Here is a 25161-nt window from a genome sequence, read left to right as displayed (position 1 = left end):
TGCGCGCCGACCGATATCGCAGCTTGATGATGTGGTATCATAGTGGTAGCAGGTGCGCAACATCGACTACGGTTAGGGGAACGAGAGATGCGCATTCTTGGTTTCATGAGCGGGACATCGCTCGATGGCGTTGATGCGGCCATTTTGAGTTCCGATGGCGAAGCAATCGACGACTTCGGCCCGACGCACCTCACCTCATTCTCGACCGCAGAGCGCGCCATCGTCAAAGACGCCACCGAACAGTTTGTGGCGACCGGTACGGCCGAACCGAGACTGTTGGCGGAGGCTGACGATATCATTGTCAGCGCGCATGTACGCTGCGCGCGCGAACTTCTCTCCAAACCGGGGGCCGGTAAGATCGAATTGATCGGTTATCACGGCCAAACCGTCCTTCACCGGCCCGACCGCGGGTTGACGATCCAGATTGGCGACCCTGCAAGAATCGCCAATACGCTCGGCGTTGACGTTGTCGCGGACGTTCGGCAGGCCGATATGGCCGTTGGCGGAGAGGGCGCGCCTCTTGTTCCCATCTATCACGCCGCACTGGCACGGAAGATCGGGAAGTCAGGTCCAATCGCCTTTCTCAATGTAGGCGGCGTCGCGAATTTCACGTTCATTGGCAGCGATGAACAAATCATCGCACTCGATACCGGGCCCGGCAATGGGATGCTCGATCTCACGGTCCAGAAGCGCGGTCTTGGCCGATATGATGATGGCGGAGCGCTGGCCGCGAGCGGAGAGGTCAATCAGGCAGTGCTGAGTCATTTACTTGCGCATCCCTATTTCGAGCGTGAAGGCCCGAAGTCGTTGGATCGCTACGACTTTCCGCTCGATATCGTGGATGATCTCTCGGCCGCCGACGCAGCGGCGACGTTGGTCGCGTTTACCGCCAATTCCGTGGCGCTGGGCGCACGCCAGCTCCCCGAACAACCGGAACTATGGATCATTTGCGGTGGCGGGCGACATAATCCCGTCATAATGGAGGCCTTGCGAGAAGTGCTTGGCGCTTGTGAAAGCGCTGACGATTTCGGGTTGCGCGGAGATTTTATCGAAGCCGAAGCCATCGGATTTATCGCGGCGCGCTCGGTTCGGGGGTTGCCGGTGACCTTCCCGAACACGACGGGCGCGCCCAGCCCCACCACGGCCGGAAAGCTCTACAAGGCTCAGACGGCGACGGTCGCCTGACCGGAGTCAAGGTCGAGACTCACGCGCTGTGCGATCAGTGTGGCGGGTGCAATGATCGACCGCACGGCGGCGGGGAGCATGTCGAAATGATCGATGTGCAAATCCGCGCCAAGCTGGCTGGCGCACACGTCGGAAAATCCGAAGCCGACAGCAATCGACGGCATCGCCGCGGCTCTCGCTGTCGCTACATCGACCGCCGAATCTCCAACATAGATGGCCTTGGCCCCTTTGGCCTGCGTAATTGCGGTGAGCAACGGTAGTGGATCGGGTTTTCGAACAGGCAATGTGTCGCCACCGATAATAGCGTCGAACACACCAGCCCAGCCGAGCGCTTCGACCAGATGGTTCGCAAGTCCCTCCGGCTTATTGGTGCAAATCGCGAGCCTGAAGCCCTCGATCCGCAACTCTTCGAGCGCGAGTTCCAGTCCCGGATAGGGTGCCGAAAACGTACAAATATTGTCGGCATAGTGTTCCAAGAATACGGGAATGGCTCGTGCGATCAGTTCCTCCGGCGCATCTCCGCTAAGCGTCAGTCCTGCATCCAGCAGCGCGCGCGCGCCGTGGCCGGCAAGGGGGCGCACGAGCATCGGCTCGACGGTAGGCCGGCCAAGGACTTCCAGCGAATGATTGAGCGCAGCAATGAGATCGGGAGCCGTGTCGACAAGCGTCCCGTCAAGGTCAAATACTATTGTATCAATTTTCGGGCCCCGCATTGCCATGCTGATGCCCGGCCCCAGATCGCAATACAAGGGCCAATTATGCGACCCGCCTTCCATTCCGGCCATTCTGGCGCGTCGAATCTATCCCGGGGCGCGACCATCGCGGCCCGCTCGATGTCGCCGCTTTTCCGTCGGATTGCGCTGCTACCAAAATTGGTTACAATCTGGTATTAGGCGCATCGGATCGACGGGCGAAAGCAGTCGAACGGCGCGACGGAACGGAGTGTCCGTCGTCAGAACATTTGGCGCAGATCGCGGCGTAGATTAGCGGAGCGCGGGCCTCGTCCTGGGGTTGATATTAAGCGGCGAGCTTGCGGTGCTGCAAGCGTCGGTGTTCGATGGTCTTCCGTTTGATCCTTTCGCGCTGTTTGATGATGGCGTCAGCCCTGCCGAAGTAGGTGTCGGCGGGCGTCACATTGCCGAGGCTTTCGTGATATCGGCGGTGATTATAGTGGTCGATGAAGGCCTCGATCCGGGTCTCCAGATCGCCGGGCAGGAAGTAATTTTCCAGCAGGATTCGGTTCTTGAGGGTCTGGTGCCAGCGCTCGATCTTGCCTTGGGTCTGGGGATGCATCGGGGCGCCGCGGACATGGCTCATACCGTTGGCACCGATCCATTGGGCCAGCTCCTCGGCGATGTAGCTCGGACCATTATCGCTGAGCAGCCTGGGCTTTTGCACGACCCTGGCTGACGAACAGCCCGAGGCTTCAAGCGCCAGTTCCAGCGTGTCGGTGACGTCCCCGGCGCGCATGGTGGTGCAAAGCTTCCAGGCGATGACATAGCGGGAGAAGTCGTCGAGCACGGTCGACAGATACACCCAGCCCCAACCGATGATTTTGAAGTAGGTGAAGTCGGTCTGCCACATCTCGTTCGGCCGCGTCGTCTTGGTGTGGAACGCATCGGCTGCCTTGATCACGATGAAGGCCGGGCTGGTGATCAGGTCATGGGCTTTCAGAAGCCGGTAAACCGTCGATTCCGACACGAAGTAGCGCTTCTCGTCGGTAAAGCGCACAGCCAACTCGCGGGGCGATAGCTCGGACTCGTCCAGCGCCATCTCGACGATCTGCTGCTGGATATCGTTGCCGATGCGATTCCACACCCGGCTCGGCGCCGATGGCCGATCCTCCAGCGCCTCCGGCCCGCCTTCGAGGTAGCGGTCATACCATCGATAGAAGGTCCGGCGGGGGATGCCGAGCTGGTCCAGCGTCCGCTTGGCGGGCAGATGCGACTGCTCGACGATCCTGATGATCTCGAGCTTCTCAGATGCGGGATACCTCATTCTTCGTCGCCCCCATCCGCGATCATGCTTTTTTTGAGCAGACGGTTTTCCAGCGTCAGGTCGGCCACGCATTCCTTCAGGGCACGGGCTTCGCGGCGCAGGTCGTGCACCTCGCCGGTGGTCGCAGCTCGGGCGGTATCGCCGGCCAGACGACGCTTGCCCGCTTCCATGAACTCCTTCGACCAGGTGTAATACAGGCTCTGGGCGATGCCTTCCTTGCGGCACAGCTCGGCGATGCTGTCTTCGCCGCGCAGCCCCTCCAGCACGATCCTGATTTTGTCCTCTGCAGAGAAGTGCCGGCGCGTCGCACGCCGTATGTCCTTCACCACCCGCTCAGCTGGGGCCTTCGGCGCCGATTTTTTCAAGGAGGATTTGGGCTTCATCTTCGTTCCTTCGTCACTACGACGAAGCCCAAATCCTCCTTAAATCACAACCTCAAATCTGTGCCATTGGCGCTGACGGCGGACAGTCACGAACCCCCAAGTTCTTCACCGTCGGCAGATCGTCGACGTGCCGCATGCCGTCGCAGGCTCGGTCCCATTTCAGGCGCCGGCTCTCAAAATGTGGGGGACGCCGACCGAAATCATTCGCGGTGCGCCTGGGCTCGGCGAGCATAGTGGCGATATCCTAAAGGAGTGGCTCGGCTATTCCAAGGGGGACATCGACAGGCTTGTGGAGCAAGGACGGATCTGAAGGAGGTTTCGCGATGCTGCACCCCGAGCCAGTCCAGAAGGTCTGGGACCCCAATGTGATCAGGAGCGACTTCCCATTGATCGCGGGTTTGTCGGGTATATATTTAGACAATGCGGCGTCGGCGCAAAAACCGCGCTGCGTGATGGACAGCATGACCGATGGCGCTTTCACCCGTTATGCCAATGTCCATCGCGGAGCCCACCGGCTTAGCGGCCTCGCGACCGCGAGCTACGAAGGCGCGCGGGCCCGGCTGCAGTCCTTTTTGAACGCTCCCGGCGCAGAGCAGATTATTTTTACGAAATCTGCAACCGAGGCGATCAATCTCGTGGCGTCAGCCTTTGCCGCTATCGTTGCACCGGGGGATGAGATCGTTGTTTCCTCGCTCGACCATCACGCCAATCTGGTCCCGTGGCATTTGCTTCGGGAGCGGCACGGCATCGTCTTGCGCTGGGTCGATCCCGACGCCTTCGGCAATCTCGATCCCACCGCCTTCGCCGACGCGATCACGCCTCGCACGCGGCTCGTGGCGGTCACACACATGTCGAATGTTTTCGGGGTATTGACACCGCTCGAGGCAATTGTTCGGCTTGCCCATGAAAAGGGCGTTCCTGTGCTCGCAGATGGAACCCAGGCCGTGGTACATCACGCAATCGACGTTTCGGCGCTCGACGTCGATTTCTATGCGCTCACCGGTCACAAGCTTTATGGGCCGACGGGTATCGGGGCTCTCTATGCCAAGCCCGGCTGGCTCGAACGCATGCCACCGATGCTCGGCGGCGGCGAGATGGTCGCAACCTTCGGCCGCGATCACGTCGAATATGCTGCCGCGCCGCACAAGTTCGAGGCCGGGACGCCGCCAATTCTGGAAGCGATCGGACTTGTCGCCGCCCTCGACTATGTCGAGGGCGTGGGGCGTACGACTATCGCTACCCACGAGGCAGCGCTTGGTCGCCACGCGCGGGCTCGATTCGCGGCTATTCCAAACATCACCGTCTTCGGCGATGCCGAAAAGCCCGGTCCAATTCTGACGTTCGCCTCTGCCGGCGCCCATGCGAACGATATAGCGGCGATCCTGGACGCCAAGGGTATCTGCGTCCGTGCCGGCGCGCACTGCACTCAACCGCTCCATCAAATGCTAGGCTTCAGTTCGACCTGCCGCGCATCGTTCGCCATGTACAGCACGCTGGATGAAGTCGACGCTCTTGCCGATGCAGTGGAAGAGGCGTTGGCAATCCTAAAGTGAGGTCGGCCGCCTGGAGGGTGCTCGCTACTCGCCGCCGATCCAGGTCCGGACGATCTCAATGTCTTCGGAGAGGTGCACGATATCTGCGCGCGCGCGCGGCGCGAGGCATCCATAGGTGCCGGTCAGCCCCAGCAAAGCCGCCGGCGTCGCGCTCGCCATCTTGCAAGCGTCCGCAAGTTCGACGTGCATGTTCGAAACAGCGTTCCGAATGGCCCGAGCCATGTCGAGGTCGGAGCCGGCCAAGGTTCCGTCAGCCGAGCGCAGTGCACCTTCGTTGCGAAAAATCTCGGTCTCGCCAAGGAAGAATGTATCGATATCGGTGCCGACCGTCGGCATGGAGTCCGTTACGAGCATCAATTCGTCGGGACCCTTCGCGCGGAAAGCGGCCCGCAGCGCGGTCGGATGAACATGGTGGCCATCGACTATCACGCCACAAATCAGCGGGGACGCCAATCCAGCCCCTGCGACTCCTGGCGTCCGGCTAGCTAACGGGGGCATAGCGTTGAACAAATGGGTGATTGCCCGAAGCCCTTCGCTGATTGCGCGATCCATATCCTCGCTTGTTGCCAGCGTGTGTCCGGCAGAGACAATGACGCCCCGAGCCGTCAATTCGGCGATCAGGCCGGTAGCGACCATTTCGGGCGCGAGGGTCACAAGTGTTTTTCCTGCACCTAGCGAGGAAAGCAGATTCACGGCCCGCTCATCCATCTTGCGGATTTTCGATGCGTCGTGAATGCCTTTCTTTTCAATGTTCAGAAAGGGGCCTTCAATATGGATTCCCAGAACGCCGGGGGTCCCGATCGCGATAGCGTCACGTACTGCGGCTATCCCGCGCTCAATCACGTCGAAATCATCACTGATGAGGGTAGGAAGCAAGGCCGTGGTCCCGAATGCCCTGTGTGCCTCGGTGATCGCCCTAATCCCGTCGATCGTCGGGGATTCGTTGAACAATACGCCGCCACCCCCGTTCACTTGCGTATCGATAAAACCGGGAACGAGCATGCCGCCGTCCAAGCGAACTGGATCAAAGTCGGTCGGGACGCCGCTATCGGGTACGATGTCGACGATCGCCGATCGCTCGATCAGCAATGCGTGATCTGATCGCCATCCCCTTTCCGAGAGGATTCGCGCGCCGATCAAAGCCTTTCTAGTCATATTGTTTCGGTAACCTTCCTGAGCAACGGCGGCCTGTCGGGATCAAGTCCTCGTTCAATCGCAAGAGCGTTGGCAAGGCGGTAGTAGGACTGGATCATCGTGATAGGCGCGGTCACAGGATGCAGGCCTGCGACGACGGGAAGTTCGATGGCCCCATGTCCGACTGGTCCGGCCCCAGCCACGATTGCCTCTTTTTCGAGGAACAGGCGAAGCAATGCGTCCATCCCCGCCCGGGCTTCATCGAGCGGCGGGAAGACCAGGATAGGGAAGTTGCGATCGATCACTGCCATCGGGCCGTGCGCGACCTCTGCCGTGCTGAAAGCCTCTGCATGAATTCCGCATGTTTCCTTGAACTTCAACGCCGCTTCGAGTGCGATCCCGAATGACGGGCCGCGCCCGAGGACGAAGAGGCTGCGTGCCTGCGAGAAAGGTGCCAGAGCCTCGTCCCATGACACGGCCCAAGCTTGGCACAACTGATCCGGCAGGGCAGCAATGACGGGGTCGAGGGCTTGTCCGCCGGCGCATTCGGATATGATCTGGGCGAAGGCCGAAAGCGTCGCAATGAAGCTTTTGGTTGCTGCGACGCTTCGCTCCGGTCCCGCGCGGAGCGGTATGACGATGTCGGCGAGAGGTACGAGCGGTGCGCTTTCGTCGTTGACCATCGCGATGACGATCGCCCCGGCCTCTCGCGCCACCTCGGCGGACGCAAGCAGATCGGGGCTCTTACCCGACTGCGACACGACGATAAACGGCTGCCCCGCCATGTGCTCCATCGGTACGCGGTATACCGAACCCATCGATGGCGGGTGTGACGATACCGTCTTGCGAAGATGTGCCTCGAACAGGAATTTCCCATAGGCGGCAGCGTGATCCGAACTGCCGCGGGCGCAGGTGAAAATCGTGTGCGTTGCGGGGCGCAGTATCAGCTTCGCCAGTTCCTTCGCCAAGACAGCATTGTCCGACAACTGCTTGGCCACGATCTGGCCAGCCTCGCTGGCCTCGGAAAACATCAGGGTGGAGGTGGGGTGACGGGCTGCGTTCATTATAATACCTGTATAATACCAGTTTACCTTGATCCGCAAGGCAGATATATTCGCGGCATGACCCATCTGCGCGACATGCTTTCGAATTTCCTTGGCGACCGACTGATCACCGCTGAAACCGCGCGCGTCGCCTATACGCAAACCGAGGGTCACCATCCGGGCGAACTTCCGGCACTGGTGGCACAGCCCGTGTCGATCGAGGAGGTTCGCCAGCTAGTTCGCGCAGCTGCCGCGCAGGGCGTCCCGATCGTGGGTTATGGTGCCGGCACTTCTCTCGAGGGGAACGCGGCCGCCGTCACATCGGACACGCTCGTCGTAGATTTTTCGCGCATGAACGAGATAGTCGAGATTTCCCCGGAAGATCTACTTGTCGTGGTTCAGCCGGGCGTAACGCGCGAACAGCTCAACGAGGAGCTGCGCACCACAGGTCTCTTTTTTCCGGTCGATCCCGGGGCGAACGCAACCATCGGCGGGATGATCGCAACCCGGGCGTCCGGAACGACGACTGTACGTTACGGCAACATGCGCGACAATCTGCTTGCCCTCAAGGTCGTTACGGCAACTGGCGATCTGATCCAGACGGGGACCCGGGCCCGCAAATCGGCGGCGGGCTACGACCTTACTCATCTCTTCGCCGGATCCGAAGGCACTTTGGGCCTAATCGTGGAGGCGACCCTGCGCCTTCATGGGCAACCCGAACAGATCGTTTCCGCAAGCTGGGATTTCGCCAGCATAGAGGGTGCGGTCGATACCGTGATTCAGACCATCCAATCTGGGATCGCCATCGCGCGCATGGAGCTTCTCGACACGCGCGCGATGATCGCGTGCAACCGCCAGAGCCATCTCGGTCTCCCCGAATGTCCAACCCTCTTTCTGGAGTTCCACGGTTCCGGCGCCAGCATCTCCGAGCAATTGGAAATCGTTCGCGTTCTGGGAGATGCCAACGGCGGCGGGACACTCAGGTCCGCGACCGCGACGGAGGAACGGAACTTGCTATGGAAGGCGCGGCACCATCTGCTTTGGGCATCGCGGTCAATGGTTCCTGAGGCGCAAGCCTGGATCACCGACATTTGCGTCCCCATTTCGCGATTGGCCGAAGCCATTTCGCGTGCGGAAACGATGATCGAAGCATCGGGGCTGTTCGCTCCGATCCTGGGCCATGTCGGCGACGGGAATTTCCACGTCTTCTTCATTCTCCATCCCGACGACAAGCCCTCGTGGCAAAAGGCGGCGGTCATCAACGATGCCATGATCGATCACGCGCTCTCGGTTGGCGGAACCTGCACGGGTGAACATGGGATCGGCTTGGGCAAGCGCGACTCCCTGCTGCGCGAGAACGGGACGGCTTCCGTCGAGATCATGCGGCAACTCAAGCAGGCGCTCGATCCGGAGGGCATCTTCAATCCTGGCAAGATATTCGCAGCATGATGCCGAAAGCCGCCAGGCCCGCGACGACCACGCCGGCGTCATGCGGACCCGCCTACACCCGCAGCAAAAGGCCGCGGCGTTGAAGCGGTGCCAGCAGCAACCTGCAAAGAATTACCGCAAGAACGGCAAATAGCACCGACGCCCACATGGCCGACAGACCGGACGCCCGAAGCCCCGCGAGCAGGCTGTCCCAGAGCCGGTCCTCGCCGCCCGGCGGAAGGCGCAGCAGGGCGATCAGGAGCATATGGATCACATAGATGGTCAACGCCGCCTGGCCCACGGCGACGAACTGCTTCGCCCACCCATGCGGCTGCAGCACGGGCCAGGCGGCGCGAACCGCAGCGTAACCCGACGCGCCGATCCCCGACGTCACAAGCACGAAACTCGCGGTCCACAAATCCTTGTTGATCGGGATGACGATCGTCGTCAGCAGCCCGGTCAGCACGAGGAGGATGCCGGCGAACGCGAGGCGCCAGATGGGCCTCGGCGCGCTGGCCCAGCGCGCAAGCGCGACGCCAAGGAAACCGCTCGCCATGGAAGGCAGCGTGGACAAAATGCCCTCCGGATCCCAGCTGCCGCGCAATATCAATCCCGGCGGGAGTTGCCGATCGAGCCACCCGCTGATGCCCGCTCCGGGAGCGAGGCTGGCTACAGTATTTTCTGCACCGATGTTCAGCAGAACGAATGTGTGAGTGGCGATGATCGCCAGCCCCAGTCCCAGCGGAACGATCGCGCCGCGCCCGACGGAGACGATCACCGCGCAAGCGAGATATACGATGGCTATGCGCTGCAACACGCCTGCCCACCGCAATTGATCCCAATCGAATCCAGGCCGCAGGCACCAGTTGAGCGCGACGCCGATCGCGAAGAGCAACGCCCCGCGCCGGGCAATCGCACCCCAGGGCATCTGCCGCCGCAAACGTCCATCGAAAGCCAGCGATGCAGAGATGCCGACAATGAACAAAAATATCGGGAAGACGATATCGGCTAGCGTCAGGCCGTGCCAGGCGGCGTGCCGGAGGATCGCTGGTGCCGCGGGCACCAGGAAATTGACCAGCAGCATCAGCATCACATCGACTCCCCGCAGGAAATCGAGCGGCAGGTCGCGGGCGGGCGCCAATCGCGTCATGGCACCAGCCGGTCAGGATCCGCGCATGCCGTCAAATCGCTCTGCGACATCGCGCCATTTCATTTCTCCCCGAGCGCTGCGATGGCCTTGCCCAATATTCCGCCGTTGTCTCCGAGAAGCTTTGCCGCCCCCTCGGGGGTATTGCCTTTTGCGATGAGGACCGCCTTGGAGATGCTGTTTTCGCCCCGTTTGAGGGCAGCCATGGCTTCTTCCTCGGAGCAACTCGTCAGCATCTGTACGATTCCGGCCGCCCGCCGCTGCAATTTCGCGTTCGAGACAATCATGTCGACCATCTGGCCCTGATAGACCTTGCCGAGCTTCAGCATGATAGTCGTCGAGATGATGTTGACGGCGGCCTTCTGGGCCGTGCCAGCCTTCATGCGCGTCGACCCGCTGATGATCTCGCTTCCGGTGCCGAGCAAGATGGGGTGCAGCGCGGCTTCGAGGATCGGCGTCGATGCATTGTTCGCGATCGCGATCGTAAGCGCCCCGCGCGCCCGCGCAACCTCGATTGCCCGCAAAGTGAACGGAGTACGCCCGCTCGCCGCCACCGCTACCACGACATCGGCCGCGTTCACGGCGTGCTCGGCAATCTGCCTCTCGGCATCGGCAACATCGTCTTCGGCACCTTCGGCGCTCTCGATGAGTGCCGGGAGCCCGCCCGCCAGAAGATACAGCAATCGCTCTTCCGGCCAGCCGAAGGTAGGCGTCAGTTCGACACCGTCCTGAACCGCGACGCGGCCGGATGTCCCGGCGCCGACATAGATCAGGCGTCCTTGCGAAGACAAAAGCCGCTGCGCGGCCGCTGCGCACGCCGCGGCAATCGCATCCGCTTGGCTGTTCAAGGCTTCGATCGCTTCTCGTTGCCCCTCGATCATTGCGGTCACGGCGTCGATCGTCGGCCAATTGTCGATTTCGGCATAACGTGGGTCAATCGCTTCAGTACCCGGCATCTGTGCTTCTCTCTTTCTTGTTCGCGTTGCCGATGAGGCAAACCAGCGTGGAAACTGTCACGCCAACGCACAAGTGCCACGGGAAAGCGATTTTCTTTAGTGCTTCGGGCAAGCCAAGCACGTCGATCGTGAACGGTTGAAACAGCATGACGACGATGAAGCCGACCGCTAGGGCCGCGATGACCGACGCCGTTGATCCGCGCTTTGAAAACACCGCTGTTATATAGACTCCTAGCAATCCTGAATAGGCGAATGCCATCACTCCTAGGACAAATTCGAGCAGGGGAATGTCGCTGTATCGCTGCCAATAGAAGCAGACGATGGACATCAGGAAGAGGAGGACGCCCAGCAAAACTGTCGCAAGCCGCCCCGCGAGGATGAAGTGACGCTCGTCGCGCGGTCTCTTGCGCTCGATGAAAGGACGGTAGAAGTCGTTGATTGCTACGGCGGCCATTGAGATCAGGCCCGAATTGATGGCGGCGGCGGCGATGACGCCAACCGTTACGAACCCACGCAACCCGGGCGGGATTTCGCTCAGGATGAAGCTCATGAAAACGGTGATTTTTTCGCCCTGGAATGTCGGCGCGATCTGTCCCGGGATGGCCGCCATCAGGTCGGGGCGTTCATAGAAGATGTAGAGCAGCGAGCCGATGAAGAGGAAGATCAGGATGACGGGGATCGATGCCAGAACGGACCAGTAGAGGGCGCGGCTGCCCTGTTTCGCCGAATCGCAGGCGAGCAGGCGCTGCGTCGTATCTTGGTCGAGACCCGAATTCGCCGCGTTGATCAGGACCATCCCCGTCACTGCCGCCAGAACCGAAAAGGGCGTGCCGAGGTCGAGCGTCCAGTCAAGGACCTGCAACTTGCTCGCTCCGGAGGGAGGATGCGCAAGCGCGGTATAGATATCGGCGGCCGGCGCAGGAATCTTGGACAGCAGGAACAGGACGACGAAGATCGCCGCTCCGACATAAAGCACGACTTGGACCAGGTCGCTCCAGATCACAGAATTGAGGCCGCCCATAAAAGTGAAGGCGAGGCCGAAGACCAGCAAAACAAACGAGGCGATGATGATATGCTCGGGCGCGACGTCGAGGAAGAGGATCATCGAAACGGCGATCGCAGCAAGATAGAGGCGCGCCCCACTGGCAAACACCCGCCCGACCAGATACATGGCGCCTGCCGCTCGGCGAGCGGCCGGGCTGAACCGGGCCTCGAGCAGTTCATAGACGGTGGTGGCGCCCATCGCATAAAAGCGCGGCATCAGGATGGCGGCAACAAGCCACGCGCCGATCAGCGCGCCGATCACGCTCGTCAGATAGGTATAATTGCCCCTGAAGCTATTGTCGGGGACCCCCAGAAATGTTGCTGTCGATTGCACGGTCGACAGAACCGACACCGCAACCAGCCATGTTGGCGCGCGATGGCTGGCCAGAAAATAATCATCCGCATTCTGCATGTTGCGCCGCGTTGAGGCATAGCCGGCGATAGCGAGGATCAGGACATATCCGATCAGAATCGACCAATCCAGCGAAGTAAATTGTAACGTGTGCATAATGTCCCCGGATGGCGGTGAGGCGCGGACGTCAGACCTGAGAAATCGTCTGATGCGCCGCGCCTTGGACAACTCGCCCTGGTGGAATGGAGGCTAGGTGTCTACAATGCCTCCACTCCACGCCCTCACCGCCTTAGGGTGACGGAGAAGCCAAAGGTGGTTCCCAGCACGTCGTAAGTATCCGGGAATGTATTGTATGCCCCGGGATTGACCGGTAGCGGCGGCTTCTTGTCAAAGAGATTGTCGATCCCGAAGGCTAGGGTCAGCCCCTCGACGGGCGGACGAACCGCCAGGTTCAGGTCGAAATAATCATAAGCAGGAATCCGACCGGTGCTACCCGCGGTCGAATCGCGAACCGATCCGATGCGTTTCCATCCGAACTGGACCGTCAACGGCTTGCTGTCCCAGGTGATCGTAGCGCGCGACCGGAAATCTGGTGCAACCAGCGTCACAAGGTCCGATGAACAGGCAGCGCCATAGGTTCCCTTGCAATCGACGGGAGTTAGCGCGGCGTTACGCTGGATCGAATATTTGGTGACGATGCTCGCCGTATAGCCGAGGGTGAGCCGGCTCTCCGGCGGACCGAAATCGAGATCGAATCCATAACGGAAGTCGATGTCGATGCCTTGCTGCTTGATAAGCGCAAGGTTTCGATCATCGACAAAGGCATTGAGGATGTAACCGGTGGTTGGATCCCTGGTTACTGCGGCGCAGAGTGGATTGCCCGGCGTTGGATCGGTAATGTAGCAGCTCGTAAGCGCATCGACGGGTTGGATCTGGCCGACCGCGTTGCGAATATCGATCTTGTACCAGTCCACCGAAAGATTGAGACCACGCAGGAAGGTCGGGGTGAAGACGCCGCCAAGCGTGTAAGTTTTGCCCCTTTCGGCTTCGATGTTCGCGTTGCCACCGAAGAAATAGCCGCCCTGCAGATTTGCGGGGTTGTTGGAATCATAGGCTCCCCGATATCCCTGCGCCGTACATTGCGTGATCGTCGCCGAATTGGTCGCGCCCACGCACGGATCCCCGGCATAGCGCGGAAAAAGACGTGCAACCGTACGTAGATTAGCGAAGGGAATCGAAAAGACTGGGTTAGCGAATTCGCCAATATTGGCGTCGCGAATGACGGTTTGGCGCGTGCCGCGCAGCCGTAGGTCGTCGGAGACGATCCAGTTGATGCCAAGCTTGTTCGTATCGTAGCGCCGGTCGGCGCCCACCGATTTTTCATACCAGGATCGACGATACGCGCCTTCGACGGTCAGCTTTTGGACCAGCGGTAAATCCGACAGCAAGGGGACGATTAGTTCGCCGAACAATTCGTTCACCTTGACGAAGGGCGGAACCAGCGGCGCCGATTCGGTTCCCTGGTTGAACGACGTCCCGAGGTCAGCGCCATAGACAAACCGGCCGGTTTCTCGGCGGAATTCATAGCCTGCGGTGAAGCCGATCGGTCCTGCCCATCCAGCGAAGAAGTCGCTCGTATCGCCGGCAACATAGGCGGATGCCACCTGCTGCGTGCGTTTGCGGTTGCCGAAATTGAAATCGCGCAGCACGCTGGTGAAGTCACCGCCCGGCCCGAAGATGTCGGTCGTGTTAGCTAGGCCGGCAAAGGCGGACCGCGTCCCGTCGCCCTTGACGACGATCGATTCCTTGGACTGGCCATGCTGATAATAGGCATCCCAGCTGATTGCAGGCGTGATGTTGCCACGTAGCCCGATCAGGCCCTGGATGGTTTCGCGATTGTTCTGCGCATAGGTCACACCGAGTTCGCCGAGCGAGCGCCGGACGTTGACGGTAGCGAAACCGTTGACGAAGGTCAGCCGCGCCCGCGCTTGGGGGTCGAGGAATGGATTATTCTCGGCGATCTGGACGTTGATCCCATTGGCCCCTGTGGTCGGAGGATTCTGCCCCGACCGGCTGCCGCCGCGCGTCCGCAGGTCGGAGTACATCAGGCGGCCATAGAGCTCGACATTGTCAAACACGTCATATTTCAGAAAAGCGCTCGCGTTGATGCGCCGCAACGGCTGGACGAGCAGGAAATCGGGGGTGTAGTCGGTCGATTGCGGCGTCAGCGTGAAATTGCCCAACGCATCGTAGGAAAAGGTCCTACCGCTCGCCACGTCGGTGAAATTGCCGCCGATCGGCAACGTCGCCACGCCGCGCCGCGCAAAGGCGCGGTGCGCGGCCAGCAGTGGGTCGCGCTCGGTGTATTCGCCATAGACCACCAGATTGCCGCGGCCGCCGAGCGACATGCCGCCCATCACATGGCCACCGAATTGCGAAGCTCCACCCGACACCGCTCGATAATTTGCGTTCGCCTGCCACCCTTCAAACGAATCATCGATGATGAAGTTCACGACCCCTGCCACGGCGTCCGCGCCATAGACCGCTGCAGCGCCGCCGGTGAGCACATCGACGCGCTTGAGCAAGGGAGCCGGGATCGAGTTGACATCGACCGCATTGCGGAAGCTGAACGGAATGGCGCGCGTTCCGTTGATCAGTACGAGGGTGCGGTTCTGCCCGAGGTTACGCAGGTCCAGGGTCTGCGCGCCGAATGCGTCGCTGCCCACCGATGTCGAGTTCACGCCGCCCGCGAGCTGCGGCATCTTGACCGAGAAGTCTTCGATCGTGACCGCCCGTTGAAGCGAAATCTGCTCACCCTCCACCGCGCTGATCGGGCTGGTGGAGGTCAGGCCGGGCGTACGGACACGCGTGCCGGTGACGATGATGTCCGTCTCCGCGCGCGCTTCGCTCGTTGTGCTATCGGTTTCTTGCGCAAACACGGCACTTGCTGACATGAGCGCAATCGCTGAAGCTATCGCCGACCCGCAACGCAGGAATCCGCCTTTTATCCGTCCCATTTTGCTCACTCCCCTCTTCAAACCTGTCTCGACAATAACACAGTTATATACCATTTCAATACCAATATGAGCAGCTATGCTGAGCATCAATTCCATTCGCTTGCTCATCTCGTGTGACGAGTCGAGATCCCGGCGTAGGCGTCTTATTTGGATAGGGTTTATCCCGCTCTGCATCTACGGTTCGTTGAACGCTAACCGTAGATTTTGTGTCATAGGCAGACATGAGTGCGCGACGCCTAAACACCCTCCAATGGCCTCGCCACGCTTTAGGTCATAGGTTAGGTTCGGCAGTTGGTGTTAAAACTGATACCAGTCGAAGGGGAAAACGGTGAAAGGCCGATCGCCATGCGCCCTGAGCAAAGCCATCTCGCAAGCCGCGCCGATCCCGAAATTGTCCGGCTTGAGGGAAGAGGCGGCCGTGACCAGCGTGGCCCAGTCCACCGCCCATCATCCGATCCGCGAACTCTCCAGTAAAATGGGTGCCGTAGTTCTGGATCGGCGACCTGGAGTCGAGGAAACCATATCGTGCGGACAGCACGGTGATTTTCAGCATCTTGCGATCGCCCGCATGGCAACGGACCGTTTGCCAAAGCGGTCCGTCATAGCGGTCGATGGCGGGCATATAGCCGTCATCTTGCCGCTTTGTCGCGGAACAGGCGAGGATGAGCAACCGATGGGTGCGAAGTGAAGGCGCGCTCATCGATCAAGCCGCTATCGGGAGGGCTGAGGCGGCATGAGCGTGGATCCAGTCCGTTGCCGCTTGTGCCGCGGCGGCCGCGCGAAAGATCGCCCGCGTGTCGTTGCCAAGCGCCGTCAACCAGCTCGAGACATAAGCAGCGTGATCCGCCCTTGGCGAATAGCCCAGACCAAGGTCGGCCATCAAGAAGCTGGCGCCGATCTCGGCAACCAGCTCTTCGCGGGCCCGGATGGTCCGATCCTTGAAATAGTCCCGAAGCGTTTCGCGGGCGAGGCGCTGCGCGCTTCCCGTCGAATGAACGATTTCATGTCCGAGCGTCGAAATGAAGCCTTCGTCGCTGTCGAAGGCTTCGCGGTCGGGCATGTAGACGCGGTCCTCATCGGGCCGAAAATACGCGTCCCAAGGGCCGTAGTGCACAGGGACGCCAACGCTTTCGAGGAACAGTTTCGCAGAGGCGGCTGTTTCGCCGATCGGCCGTGCGCTTGCCAGTGTCCGTTCGGGCGAGCCATCGACCTGCGATTGGTTGAAGACGACAAAGCTCCGAGCAAAGAAGCGGGCGCTGCGTTCCTCGCCATCGGAATCCGCCGACGTGGGTTCGTCACGCTCCTGCTTTTTCCACAGAATGACGTGCGTACCGGTTTCGCCGCGGCGCACCTGTGCGCCGACCTCAGTCCACTGACGGTAGGTTGCCCAGGTGCCGGATTGAAAGCCTTGAGCTTCAGCAGAGGCCCAAAGGACGAGGCGGTTGATGCCGGTATAAGCGCGTCCGACAGCACTCGTCGGCCGCATCAGCGTCCCGCCGTCATGGTGCCAGGGCATACGCCACTGGCCGGCGCCGGCGTCGATCGCAGCGGCTAGCTCGGCGGTGATGGTTTGATAGATATCGTGACGAGGTTTCATGTCGCTGGTCCTTTCTGAAGCTGCGAGCGGTGCTCGCCGCCTCCTCCCCCACTTTCCTCCCTTCCCGCGCTCGCGCGGGAAATGTCGCGGGGCGACGTGACGTCTTCGGAGGTGATCACCAGCGGGGGAATCTTGAATTCGGCGGCGGCGAACCAGGCGCGCAGCGTCGAGATGTGTTCATGTGCTTTGACAGTCTCGCTGGTAGCGACGACGTTCCCATCGTTGTCCGCCGGATAATCTTCCACGGGACCGCGCCCCGTGAAAACGACACGTTCGGCGCGCCAGCCTCCCGGATAGCCGGCGCACGTCCGTGTGAACGGAAGGCCGCGATCCTCACACCATTCTTCCAGAGCGCCGAAACGCCCGCCGATCGCTTGATGGTCGAACAGGCGTGTCAAACGGCGTTCAAAAGGGACCCCCGATCGGCGTCGAAGAGGGACCCCCTTTTCGGATAATATGATGCTGGTTTGTTGAAGATGGCCTTGCGCTGCGTGCGGCGGAGGGCGGGCGTAGCCCGACCGGAGGCGCGCGCAGCGCAAGATAGATTTTTGAAGGCGCCGAAGGTGGCTGTCAGCTGCGGTTTTTGAAGCGCCAGCTGTCGTTGCCCGTCTCGACGATATCGCAGTGGTGGGTGACGCGGTCGAGCAGCGCCGTGGTCATCTTGGGATCGCCGAACACGGTAGGCCATTCGCCGAAGGCGAGGTTCGTGGTGATGATGACGCTGGTCCGCTCATAAAGCTTGCTGATGAGGTGGAACAGCAACTGCCCTCCCGAGCGGGCGAACGGCAGATAACCGAGCTCGTCGAGCACGATCAGGTCGAGCCGCGACAGCTGCGCCGCCAGGGTCCCGCCTTTGCCGATCCGGGTCTCCTCTTCGAGGCGTGTCACCAGATCGACGGTGTTGAAGTAGCGGGCGCGAGCGCCCCTTCGCACGACATTGGCGGTGATCGCGATGGCGAGGTGGGTCTTGCCTGTCCCCGTGCCGCCGACCAGCACGATATTGCGGCGAGGCGGGAGGAAGGAGCCGTCATGAAGGGACCGGATCATCTCCTCATTGATCGGCGTGCCCTCGAAGCTGAACCGCTCCAGGTCCTTCACCACGGGCAGCCTCGCAGCCGTCATCCGATAGCGGATGGAGGCTGCATCCCGGTGGGTCGCCTCGGCGCGGAGCAGGTCGGTCAGTATCTCCATGGTGGTGCGCTTGCGCTGGAGGCCGGTGGTGACCGCCTCGTCGAACGCCGCCGCCATGCCCTTGAGCCCGAGGCCGCGCATCGTGTCGATCATATCATGCCGCTGCATCATAGCCTCGCAGCAGATCATAGCGGGCACAGTCGGCGAGCGGAGGATGCTGCAGCATCCGGTCTTCCGAAGTGACGATGCTGTGGGGTGTCGCCGGCTCGCGGCGCCGGGAGAGGATGTTGAGGATCAGCTCGTCGCTGGCCGTTCCGTTCGCCAACGCTTCGCGCACGGCAGCCTCTACCGGCTCCAGGCCATCGGTGAGCACCGCCGAGAGGACCCGCACGAACCTGCGATCGGCCTCGTCCCCGGTGCCGAGCCTTCGCCGTAATCGGTGCAGGGCGGGCGGCAGATCCCAGTCCTGGAACGGTGCGCCGTTACGCAGCGCGCCGGGCTTGTGCGCGAGGACCGGCAGATAATGCCAGGGATCGTATATCGTGCGGTTCCGACCGAAGTGGCGCTCATGCTCCCCGACGATCGCATCGCCGCAGCGTATGACGATGCGATCGGCATAGGAGCGCACCTGAACGGTCCGGCGTGCGGCCGTCGACATGACCGAGTAGCGGTTGCGATCGAAGCTGATGAGGCAGGTGCCGGTGACGGCATGCTCGCTCTCATGGAAGCCGTCGAACGGTGCCAGGATCGGCTGCAGGGCCGGTCGCTCCATATCCAGCGCCTCGGCGACGGTAATATCCCCGCGTTCGGGATGGGCATGATGCTCGGCCCAGCGCCGGCACTCGGCCTCCAGCCACCCGTTGAGCTCGGCCAGGCTGGCGAACCGGAGTCGCGGCTGGAAGAAGCGGCCTCGGATCGTCTGGACCTGCTGCTCGACCTGGCCCTTCTCCCATCCCGCCGCCGGCGAGCAGGCGGTCGGCTCGACCATGTAATGATCGGTCATGATCAGGAAGCGGCGGTTGAACACACGCTCCTTGCCGGTGAACACGGCCGTCACCGCCGTCTTCATATTATCGTAGATACCGCGTCGCGGCACACCGCCGAAGAACGCGAACGCCCGGGCATGGGCATCGAACAGCATCTCCTGGCCCTCGCGCGGATAGGCCCGGACATAGGGTGCGCGCGAGTCGCAGAGACGCATATGCGCCACCTTCACCCGCATCGGCTTGCCGGCGATCTCCACATCCTCGTGGCTCCAGTCGAACTGGTAGGCCTCACCCGGCTGGAAGGTCATCGGGATGAACGCCGGTGCGCCTTCGCCAGCATCCTTCCGCCGCGCAGCACGCCAGCGCGCCGCATAGCGGCGCACCGCATCATAGGATCCATCGAACCCCTCGCGCACCAGCAGGTCATGGATACGCGTCATCCGTAGCCGATCGCGGCGGCCGCGACCTTCGTTCTCCTCAAGCAGCGCATCGAGACGATCCTGATAAGGACCGATCCGCGGCAGCGGCTGGACTTTGCGCTGATAGTTGAACGCCGCCTCCGGCGACCGGATCGCTTTGCGGACGACCTTCCGCGACAAACGAAGGTCACGAGCGATCGCCTTGATCGCCTTACCCGCTGCATGCTCACGCCGAATCCGAACCACTGTCTCCACGATCAACATCCCGTTCTCGCCAACTGATCAAAACCCGTCGGCCGACTAAATCCCCGGGATGAAGGGGTCCTTTTTGCACGCCGATCACCCCACGAAGGGGGTGCCTATTGCACGCTGATCCTCAAACAGGCGAAGTGGCTGGCCTTCACTTCGAAGTTCTGGCGAGAATTCCTCTCCATCCTCCTCGCGGGAAAGACCCTCACAGACGATCAGATGACAGAGCGTGATAAAGTCGTCGGCGGACACGCGGCCGCCGATGACGATCGATGCAAATGCACAATCGGGCATCTTGTTGACTCCAATAGAGAAATTTCAGAATGTCGACAGCGGCGCGGAGGCAGGCTTCCAACTGGAAGTCGAGACCCTTGCTTCCGCGCCGCCCAGCGATGCCTCAGGCTGCGTCGGCCAAAATGGCCTCGGTCTGGTCGACCTCGTTCACGGCAGGGTTGGCCTCGTCGGCTTGCTCGTCATCAGCGTCATCGATGGCAGGTTGCTCTTCGCTGCTGTCATCGTCGACCAGCGGCGCTTCCGGTTCATCCGGGGTCCCGGCAGCGCGAAACATCATGACGTCCGGGATCCAGCTCTGCGCCCGCGCCTTCACCTCAGGCGTGACGATGGCTTCGCCGGCGCAGAGTTTTGCGGCCGCAGACGATAGGGCGGCCTTCTTTTCGCTGGCGTAGCGACCCGGAAGCTCGGGATCGAGCTTGCCCAGGATCGACAGAATCTGCGGCTTGCGGATCTTGTCGAAGAAGACATCCGCGCTCGGCCGCCAGTGTTCGGCGGTATCGATTTCGAGCAGCGCGCCAAGCTCGGATTGGAAGCGGTTAGCGCGATCGCCGCTGGCGAGGCTCGCCTGAAGGCTTTGACTGACGGCAAACGCAAGCCATGCTGCCTTGTCCGTTTCGTCGAGTTCGCGGAACGCCATGAACGCGCTGAAACTGTCGTCGGCGCCTGCCCAATCGCACGGAAGACCGGAGCGGACCGCGTCGAGGCCATCTTGTGCGGCCGTTGAATGGGCGGCGGGGACGCCGGCGGGGTCAAAGAGCTCGCCGATCGTCACCATGACGCCCGTGTCGTTGTAAGCGGCGTGGCCCGTAAATTTCCGCGCGAGGCGGAAGATGGTCAGATCGAGCGCGAGTGCGGGATCATGGGCGATGTGCAACGCCAACACGTCACGCCGTTCCTTGGCAAGCTGCTCCTCGAGCGACCGGGGAAGAGCGTCCTCCAGGGCAGCGCGGTCAGCACCGCCGCCGGTGACCTTTTGCGACTGCTTTTCGCGCTTGAGGGCCTTCGTCGAAAAGTAGCGGTGCGACGCCTTCGGGGTGCCATCGCTGGCGAGCACCACGAACTTTCCAACATGCGGTCGTTCGTCTTCCGGAATGACATAGCTGCGTTTGTCGATCTCGGTGTGCTCGGCGTCCAGCGCTTCATTCTCCGCTTCGAGACGTGAAATCACGTCCGGATCGGTTGCATCCTCCAGTTCTTCTTCGATCGACTGCAGACGCTCTTCGATCGCGATCATGCGGGCCTGGTCTTCTTCGCTCAGCTCGCCGCGCCGGATGTAATAGTCGTGCAAGCCTTCGGTCGCCGAATGGGGAACATGCTGGGCTAGGAGAACCCGAACCCATCCCAGTGTGCCGACGGCCATGGCGTCTGCAGCTTGCTCGAGCTTCCTGCGTGCGATGTCTTCGGCGATCGGGCGATCAAGCCATTGACCTTCGCCCTCGCCGGCGAAGAGGTCACGTTCGATGCGGCCACCGGCGGCGAGATACTCCTCCTCACCGACCAGTTTAGCAACCGCGCTGTTCGCCTCGATCGCGCTGTCGTTGACATAGCGCCGGATCGTGTGCGGCTGGTCGCCTTGCCAGCTATCCTTGAAAACATTCCAGGCTGCGAGCTGGGTGTCCCGATCGGAGGTGCTGCCGTAAGCCTTGGCGACGTCGAGGGTGATTTTCCCTTCGGCAAGGGCGTCGAAGATCGGCTCTGCAAGATCGGCGAGGCGGAGGCGCCCCTGAACGTGACGAACCGTGACGCCCATGCGCCGCGCGAGTTCTTCTTCGCTTTCGCCCTTGTCCATGGCCGCTCGATAACCGCGGCATTCATCGGCGGGAGACATGGCTTCGCGGATGATGTTCTCGGCCAAACTGATCTCTTCGGCGAGCGCGGCGGCTTCGTCATTGCACACACGCGCATCGACCATCGCATTCTTTGGCAGCTTGCCGCTCTTGATGAGCTGCGCGATCGCGCGCCAGCGTCGGCCGCCCGCATGAACGTCGAAGAACGACTTCTTGTCGGTAGCCGGGCTGACGATGACCGGTTGAAGAAGTCCATATGCGTCGATCGAAACCGCGAGGGCATCGATACCGGCTTGGGTAAAGGTTTTGCGGGCATTGGCCGGCGAGAGGCGGAGCTTGTTGAAAGGAATCGGCTGGTTCTGCATGATGAATCTCCGGTGACAACCGAGACCCGGTTCATGGGCTTAACTCCCAAGGGGCCTCGCCCCCTTCCTTCCCCCTCCCCTCTCATCCTTGGCGTGCCAAAGGCGCGCCATAGTTCCGCGCAGCGCGGGTCATTGCGCGCTGGCGCTGTCCCCCTATGGAAGAGTGTGTGGCTGGGAGTTTTGAATCGCTCGAAGAGATCAGGCGAAACCGCTCAAATGTCGCGGTGCGATGCGGATTCTGTGGCCATCAGGGCGTCGTGGACGGCGGAATATTGTGGCGTTGGTTTGCTCTTCACCGATGGGATAGTCGGCCGACAGACGTCATCGAGCATATGCGCTGCACTATCTGCCGGCGCCGACCGGTCGAGGTCGGGGCAACGTCGGAAGCTCCGACGGTTGAATTTGGGCCGCGCGATGAGGCGGAATGGCAGGAAGTGGTGGCGAGGCTGCGCCATAGGCCGCCTCGCCAGCCAGATTGGTGATCAGGCGCGCTTTGCAGCCGGTTTGGCGGCACCGCGCGCAGGTTTACGGCCGCCACCCCGTCCCTTCGTGCCGAGCCCGATTTCTTTTGCCAGCACCCGCCGCTTCTCGGCATAGCTTGGTGCGACCATCGGATAATCGGCAGGCAGGCCCCATTTTGCCCGATAGTCTTCGGGCGTCAGCCCATAATGAGTCATAAGGTGTCGGCGAAGCATTTTAAGCTTCTTTCCGTCTTCAAGACATACGATGTAGTCGGGTTTCACCGACGACCGAATTGAAACCGCCGGCACAAGCGGCTCTTCCGGCTTTTCAGCGGGATGCGATAGTCCGGAGAGTGCGGCATGCACGTTGGTGATTAGAAGGGAAAGATCTGATATTGCGACACTATTGTTCCCAACATGCGCGGCAACAATATCTGCGGTGAGGGTGAGAAGATCACCCGTGTCCTGGGGAACATCGTTCATTTGACTTTTCCTGGTTAGGTTGCGACCGGTGCCCTAATCCCCACTGGCGAGCCGTCCTGCAAGCAGTTTTTGCATTATACCTGCGAGAGAGCCTGCTGGAAAGTGCCATGATTTGACACTTCAACAATTTACAGGGGTGTAAGTCTATAATGCTATCAAATGAAGACACGTTGACATTTCAAGGACTACCGCGGACGACTCCGACAATATGCCTCTATTGTTGGCCGCCACTGCTTCCTGGACTACCTTCGGATTGCTGGTTCATTTAGCAGAGAGCGCCGAGACAATGTCGGCAGCTCGTGACACCGGGATGAACATTCGGGTCTTGAACTGGATGATCTCCGTGAAACAGCCTTGAGCCTTTAGCGTCGGCAAAGACCGGGGATCAAATCCGCTGAGCTCGAGGCGCGATTCCCCATTCACGCGTCTTCGCTGGAGCGTCAAACCGGTGTTGTTGCCGATCGCCACCGTCTTGCCTTCCCAGGCGGCCGCAACAATTTCTTCCGGTGTTAGACTGATGGCGCCAGTTATGCCGAGCTTGCCGAGCAATGTATTCACATCGCCGCGCGGGACAATACGCCCAAGCAGCGCACGCCCGTCGGCGGTCACGAGGCGACGAACTTCAGGATCATCGCCCAGCAGATTCCAGATTGGAAGCAAGCGGCCAACCGCGAGGAAGAAGCGTTCGCGGTTCGGCTCCTGGACGAGTTCATCGCACTCGGCCTTCCAGCATATTTCGAATGTCCCGAAGTCGGCGGGCTCCCACATGCTCTCTTCGAGGTCACCGGCAGTGATGTATTGGCGATGCCCGGGCCGTGTGAGCTGCCAAGTCGCCACGGCCTCGCCCGTATCGGTAACGCGCGTCCGTGCCGGCGTCTGCAGCGCAACCTTACCCGAACGGCCGTTGCGCAAGCGCAGCGCCCGGTTGCCGAAACGATCGGCCAGTGCGGACACATCCGCCAGCGAGCGCACGTCGCGCTGCCACTCAGCCTCCACAGTGAGGAGCCGTGTCGAGGTCGAGGTGTCCGCCCCGCCGCGGAGGATTATTTCGTCGGCGATCGTCAGCTTGTCGGCGCGGATGGTTTCGACTCCGGCATCGAAGGTGCCAGCCTTTTTCGCGGTATCGATGCGAGTTTCGACAAGCCCGAGATACTCGTCAAAGATCGCATTCTGGATCGCAATCGGCAGGGCAAGAATGCGGTTAAGCCACCGCTGGATGGGCGGCAGCTTGTCGACCAGCTCACCCTCATATTCGAGGCGCAGCCCGGTACGGTGACAGAAATCGCCGAATGTGACGCTCTTCAGCTTACCGTGATGCAAGAGTCGATACCAGGTCAGCAGCGCATCTTTGGCATAGTCGCTTTCGAGATTGTCCATCGGATCGAAGAGATTTTGCCCGCCAGTCTGGCGCTGTCCCCGGGTAAGCGCGCCGAGCGCATCGAGCCGACGCGCGATCGTCGAGATGAAACGGCGTTCTCCGCGGCAATCGGTCGTCACCGGGCGAAAGATCGGAGGCTGTGCCTGGTTGGTCCGATTGGTTCGGCCGAGCCCTTGGACCGCGCGATCGGCGCGCCAGCCTGGTTCGAGTAGGAAGTGAACGCGGCGCTGCTGGTTTTGGTGATCGAGGCTGGCGTGATAGGATCGACCCGTTCCACCGGCGTCCGAGAAGACGAGAATGCGCTTGGCGCCGTTCATGAACGCGTCGGCATCGGCCATGCAGGCCGAAGGCGAACGCGACTGCAGTTTCTGGCTGCCGTCCGGCAGACGCACGAGGCGTTTCGTTCGTCCGGTCACCTCGGCAACCGCGTCGGTCCCAAATCGCTCGATAACGGCATCGAGGGCGGGCGCGATCGGCGGCATCGCGCCAAGCAGTTCGAGCGTGTCCTCGCGAATCCGCAACGCCTCTTGACTATGTACCGGATTCCCGTCGGCGTCGGATAGCGGGCGCGAGCGTTCATTGCCATCCTCATCGCTGACTACTTCCATGGCCCGTGTGGGAAACGCCGCCTGAAGATAGTCCATCACGAGTTCTTTGCAGTCGCAGTTTATGTCGAGCGTGGCGGCGCGAGGCGCAGGTTTCCTTCGGTTTTCCATGATTTCACTCCAGATATTATGAGGGTTAGAGAGAGTGTTCGGAGACGGGTCAGGC

The 25161-nt window shown here is 61.2% G+C and carries 20 protein-coding genes; 3 read left to right on the top strand and 17 right to left on the bottom strand.

Features of this window, described 5'->3' with window-relative positions:
* Nucleotides 1-87 precede the first annotated feature (87 nt).
* Nucleotides 88-1185: an anhydro-N-acetylmuramic acid kinase gene (locus FG91_RS03290; RefSeq protein ID WP_037511939.1), complete on the top strand. Its 1098-nt coding sequence runs from the start codon at nucleotides 88-90 to the stop codon at nucleotides 1183-1185.
* On the opposite strand, the gene gph is transcribed toward FG91_RS03290, so the two are convergent.
* Nucleotides 1164-1970, bottom strand: a complete 807-nt coding sequence (gene gph / locus FG91_RS03285; protein ID WP_235211457.1) for a phosphoglycolate phosphatase — start codon at nucleotides 1968-1970, stop codon at nucleotides 1164-1166. The two genes, FG91_RS03290 and gph, sit on opposite strands and share 22 nt — an antisense overlap.
* 232 nt (nucleotides 1971-2202) lie before the next feature.
* Nucleotides 2203-3566, bottom strand: a protein-coding gene (locus FG91_RS03280; protein ID WP_443027728.1) for an IS3 family transposase whose coding sequence is annotated in 2 segments (ribosomal slippage) — nucleotides 2203-3216 and nucleotides 3219-3566 — 1362 coding nt in all. Because the reading frame shifts where the segments join, the coding sequence is not laid out codon by codon here.
* Nucleotides 3567-3889: 323 nt separating this feature from the next.
* Here FG91_RS03280 and FG91_RS03270 point away from each other — a divergent pair.
* On the top strand, nucleotides 3890-5119 hold the full coding sequence (locus FG91_RS03270; RefSeq protein WP_037511931.1) for a cysteine desulfurase: 1230 nt from the start codon (nucleotides 3890-3892) through the stop codon (nucleotides 5117-5119).
* 24 nt (nucleotides 5120-5143) lie between these two features.
* Here FG91_RS03270 and nagA read toward each other — a convergent pair whose 3' ends face one another.
* Nucleotides 5144-6274, bottom strand: a complete 1131-nt coding sequence (gene nagA, locus FG91_RS03265; RefSeq protein WP_037511927.1) for an N-acetylglucosamine-6-phosphate deacetylase — start codon at nucleotides 6272-6274, stop codon at nucleotides 5144-5146.
* Complete coding sequence (locus FG91_RS03260) at nucleotides 6271-7317, bottom strand: SIS domain-containing protein (protein ID WP_037511924.1); 1047 nt, start codon at nucleotides 7315-7317, stop codon at nucleotides 6271-6273. The genes nagA and FG91_RS03260 overlap by 4 nt, the downstream gene beginning before the upstream one ends.
* Nucleotides 7318-7374: 57 nt before the next feature.
* Here FG91_RS03260 and FG91_RS03255 point away from each other — a divergent pair, with 57 nt between their 5' ends.
* A complete protein-coding gene (locus FG91_RS03255) occupies nucleotides 7375-8745 on the top strand; it encodes an FAD-binding oxidoreductase (RefSeq protein ID WP_037511921.1) in 1371 nt (456 codons plus the stop codon).
* 52 nt (nucleotides 8746-8797) lie between these two features.
* Here the strand turns inward: FG91_RS03255 and FG91_RS20815 are convergent, their stop codons facing one another.
* The 13 genes from FG91_RS20815 to FG91_RS03195 all read right to left on the bottom strand — a co-directional run.
* A complete protein-coding gene (locus FG91_RS20815; protein WP_052182082.1) occupies nucleotides 8798-9874 on the bottom strand; it encodes an acyltransferase family protein in 1077 nt (358 codons plus the stop codon).
* Nucleotides 9875-9933: 59 nt separating this feature from the next.
* On the bottom strand, nucleotides 9934-10827 hold the full coding sequence (locus FG91_RS03245) for an N-acetylmuramic acid 6-phosphate etherase (protein ID WP_037511919.1): 894 nt from the start codon (nucleotides 10825-10827) through the stop codon (nucleotides 9934-9936).
* A complete protein-coding gene (locus FG91_RS03240) occupies nucleotides 10814-12379 on the bottom strand; it encodes a sodium:solute symporter (protein WP_037511917.1) in 1566 nt (521 codons plus the stop codon). Before FG91_RS03240 ends, FG91_RS03245 begins: the two co-directional genes overlap by 14 nt.
* Nucleotides 12380-12504: 125 nt before the next feature.
* Nucleotides 12505-15336, bottom strand: coding sequence for a TonB-dependent receptor plug domain-containing protein (locus tag FG91_RS03235; protein WP_161785621.1), 2832 nt, complete (start codon nucleotides 15334-15336; stop codon nucleotides 12505-12507).
* 175 nt (nucleotides 15337-15511) lie between these two features.
* On the bottom strand, nucleotides 15512-15862 hold the full coding sequence (locus FG91_RS22230) for a hypothetical protein (RefSeq protein WP_176473679.1): 351 nt from the start codon (nucleotides 15860-15862) through the stop codon (nucleotides 15512-15514).
* Between the two features lie 81 nt (nucleotides 15863-15943).
* On the bottom strand, nucleotides 15944-16837 hold the full coding sequence (locus tag FG91_RS03230) for an ArdC family protein (RefSeq protein WP_037511914.1): 894 nt from the start codon (nucleotides 16835-16837) through the stop codon (nucleotides 15944-15946).
* Nucleotides 16834-17235, bottom strand: coding sequence for a hypothetical protein (locus FG91_RS03225; RefSeq protein ID WP_052187265.1), 402 nt, complete (start codon nucleotides 17233-17235; stop codon nucleotides 16834-16836). The genes FG91_RS03230 and FG91_RS03225 overlap by 4 nt, the downstream gene beginning before the upstream one ends.
* Before the next feature lie 172 nt (nucleotides 17236-17407).
* Nucleotides 17408-18136 (bottom strand): IS21-like element helper ATPase IstB, encoded by a 729-nt coding sequence (gene istB / locus FG91_RS03220; protein WP_031304487.1) that lies wholly within the window; start codon nucleotides 18134-18136, stop codon nucleotides 17408-17410.
* On the bottom strand, nucleotides 18123-19637 hold the full coding sequence (istA, locus tag FG91_RS03215; RefSeq protein WP_021238707.1) for an IS21 family transposase: 1515 nt from the start codon (nucleotides 19635-19637) through the stop codon (nucleotides 18123-18125). Before istA ends, istB begins: the two co-directional genes overlap by 14 nt.
* A gap of 75 nt (nucleotides 19638-19712) precedes the next feature.
* Nucleotides 19713-19916, bottom strand: coding sequence for a hypothetical protein (locus FG91_RS03210; protein ID WP_037511906.1), 204 nt, complete (start codon nucleotides 19914-19916; stop codon nucleotides 19713-19715).
* Between the two features lie 103 nt (nucleotides 19917-20019).
* On the bottom strand, nucleotides 20020-22068 hold the full coding sequence (locus FG91_RS03205) for a ParB/RepB/Spo0J family partition protein (RefSeq protein ID WP_052182079.1): 2049 nt from the start codon (nucleotides 22066-22068) through the stop codon (nucleotides 20020-20022).
* A gap of 482 nt (nucleotides 22069-22550) precedes the next feature.
* The gene (locus FG91_RS03200) at nucleotides 22551-23012 is read right to left on the bottom strand and encodes a MucR family transcriptional regulator (RefSeq protein ID WP_037511903.1); all 462 of its coding nucleotides are present in this window, start codon (nucleotides 23010-23012) and stop codon (nucleotides 22551-22553) included.
* A gap of 261 nt (nucleotides 23013-23273) precedes the next feature.
* Nucleotides 23274-25161 (bottom strand): strawberry notch C-terminal domain-containing protein (locus tag FG91_RS03195; RefSeq protein WP_327195776.1); only part of this gene is annotated, 1888 nt, incomplete at its 5' end.

Origin of the sequence: Sphingopyxis sp. LC81, from assembly GCF_000756375.1 — a bacterium.
Taxonomy (GTDB): domain Bacteria; phylum Pseudomonadota; class Alphaproteobacteria; order Sphingomonadales; family Sphingomonadaceae; genus Sphingopyxis.
Note: the sequence above shows the minus strand (reverse complement) of the source record. Positions and strands in the feature narration are given on the sequence as shown.

Excerpts from the sequence above, each read along its gene's own strand:
- FG91_RS03210 (WP_037511906.1), bottom strand. The coding sequence starts at position 19,916 with ATGCCCGATTGTGCATTTGCATCGATCGTCATCGGCGGCCGCGTGTCC.
- FG91_RS20815 (WP_052182082.1), bottom strand. The coding sequence starts at position 9,874 with ATGACGCGATTGGCGCCCGCCCGCGACCTGCCGCTCGATTTCCTGCGG.
- FG91_RS03205 (WP_052182079.1), bottom strand. The coding sequence starts at position 22,068 with ATGCAGAACCAGCCGATTCCTTTCAACAAGCTCCGCCTCTCGCCGGCC.
- gph (WP_235211457.1), bottom strand. The coding sequence starts at position 1,970 with ATGGCCGGAATGGAAGGCGGGTCGCATAATTGGCCCTTGTATTGCGAT.
- FG91_RS03200 (WP_037511903.1), bottom strand. The coding sequence starts at position 23,012 with ATGAACGATGTTCCCCAGGACACGGGTGATCTTCTCACCCTCACCGCA.
- FG91_RS22230 (WP_176473679.1), bottom strand. The coding sequence starts at position 15,862 with ATGCCCGCCATCGACCGCTATGACGGACCGCTTTGGCAAACGGTCCGT.
- FG91_RS03230 (WP_037511914.1), bottom strand. The coding sequence starts at position 16,837 with ATGAAACCTCGTCACGATATCTATCAAACCATCACCGCCGAGCTAGCC.
- FG91_RS03260 (WP_037511924.1), bottom strand. The coding sequence starts at position 7,317 with ATGAACGCAGCCCGTCACCCCACCTCCACCCTGATGTTTTCCGAGGCC.
- FG91_RS03240 (WP_037511917.1), bottom strand. The coding sequence starts at position 12,379 with ATGCACACGTTACAATTTACTTCGCTGGATTGGTCGATTCTGATCGGA.
- FG91_RS03245 (WP_037511919.1), bottom strand. The coding sequence starts at position 10,827 with ATGCCGGGTACTGAAGCGATTGACCCACGTTATGCCGAAATCGACAAT.
- FG91_RS03235 (WP_161785621.1), bottom strand. The coding sequence starts at position 15,336 with ATGGAATTGATGCTCAGCATAGCTGCTCATATTGGTATTGAAATGGTA.
- FG91_RS03290 (WP_037511939.1), top strand. The coding sequence starts at position 88 with ATGCGCATTCTTGGTTTCATGAGCGGGACATCGCTCGATGGCGTTGAT.
- istA (WP_021238707.1), bottom strand. The coding sequence starts at position 19,637 with ATGTTGATCGTGGAGACAGTGGTTCGGATTCGGCGTGAGCATGCAGCG.
- FG91_RS03270 (WP_037511931.1), top strand. The coding sequence starts at position 3,890 with ATGCTGCACCCCGAGCCAGTCCAGAAGGTCTGGGACCCCAATGTGATC.
- istB (WP_031304487.1), bottom strand. The coding sequence starts at position 18,136 with ATGCAGCGGCATGATATGATCGACACGATGCGCGGCCTCGGGCTCAAG.
- FG91_RS03255 (WP_037511921.1), top strand. The coding sequence starts at position 7,375 with ATGACCCATCTGCGCGACATGCTTTCGAATTTCCTTGGCGACCGACTG.
- nagA (WP_037511927.1), bottom strand. The coding sequence starts at position 6,274 with ATGACTAGAAAGGCTTTGATCGGCGCGCGAATCCTCTCGGAAAGGGGA.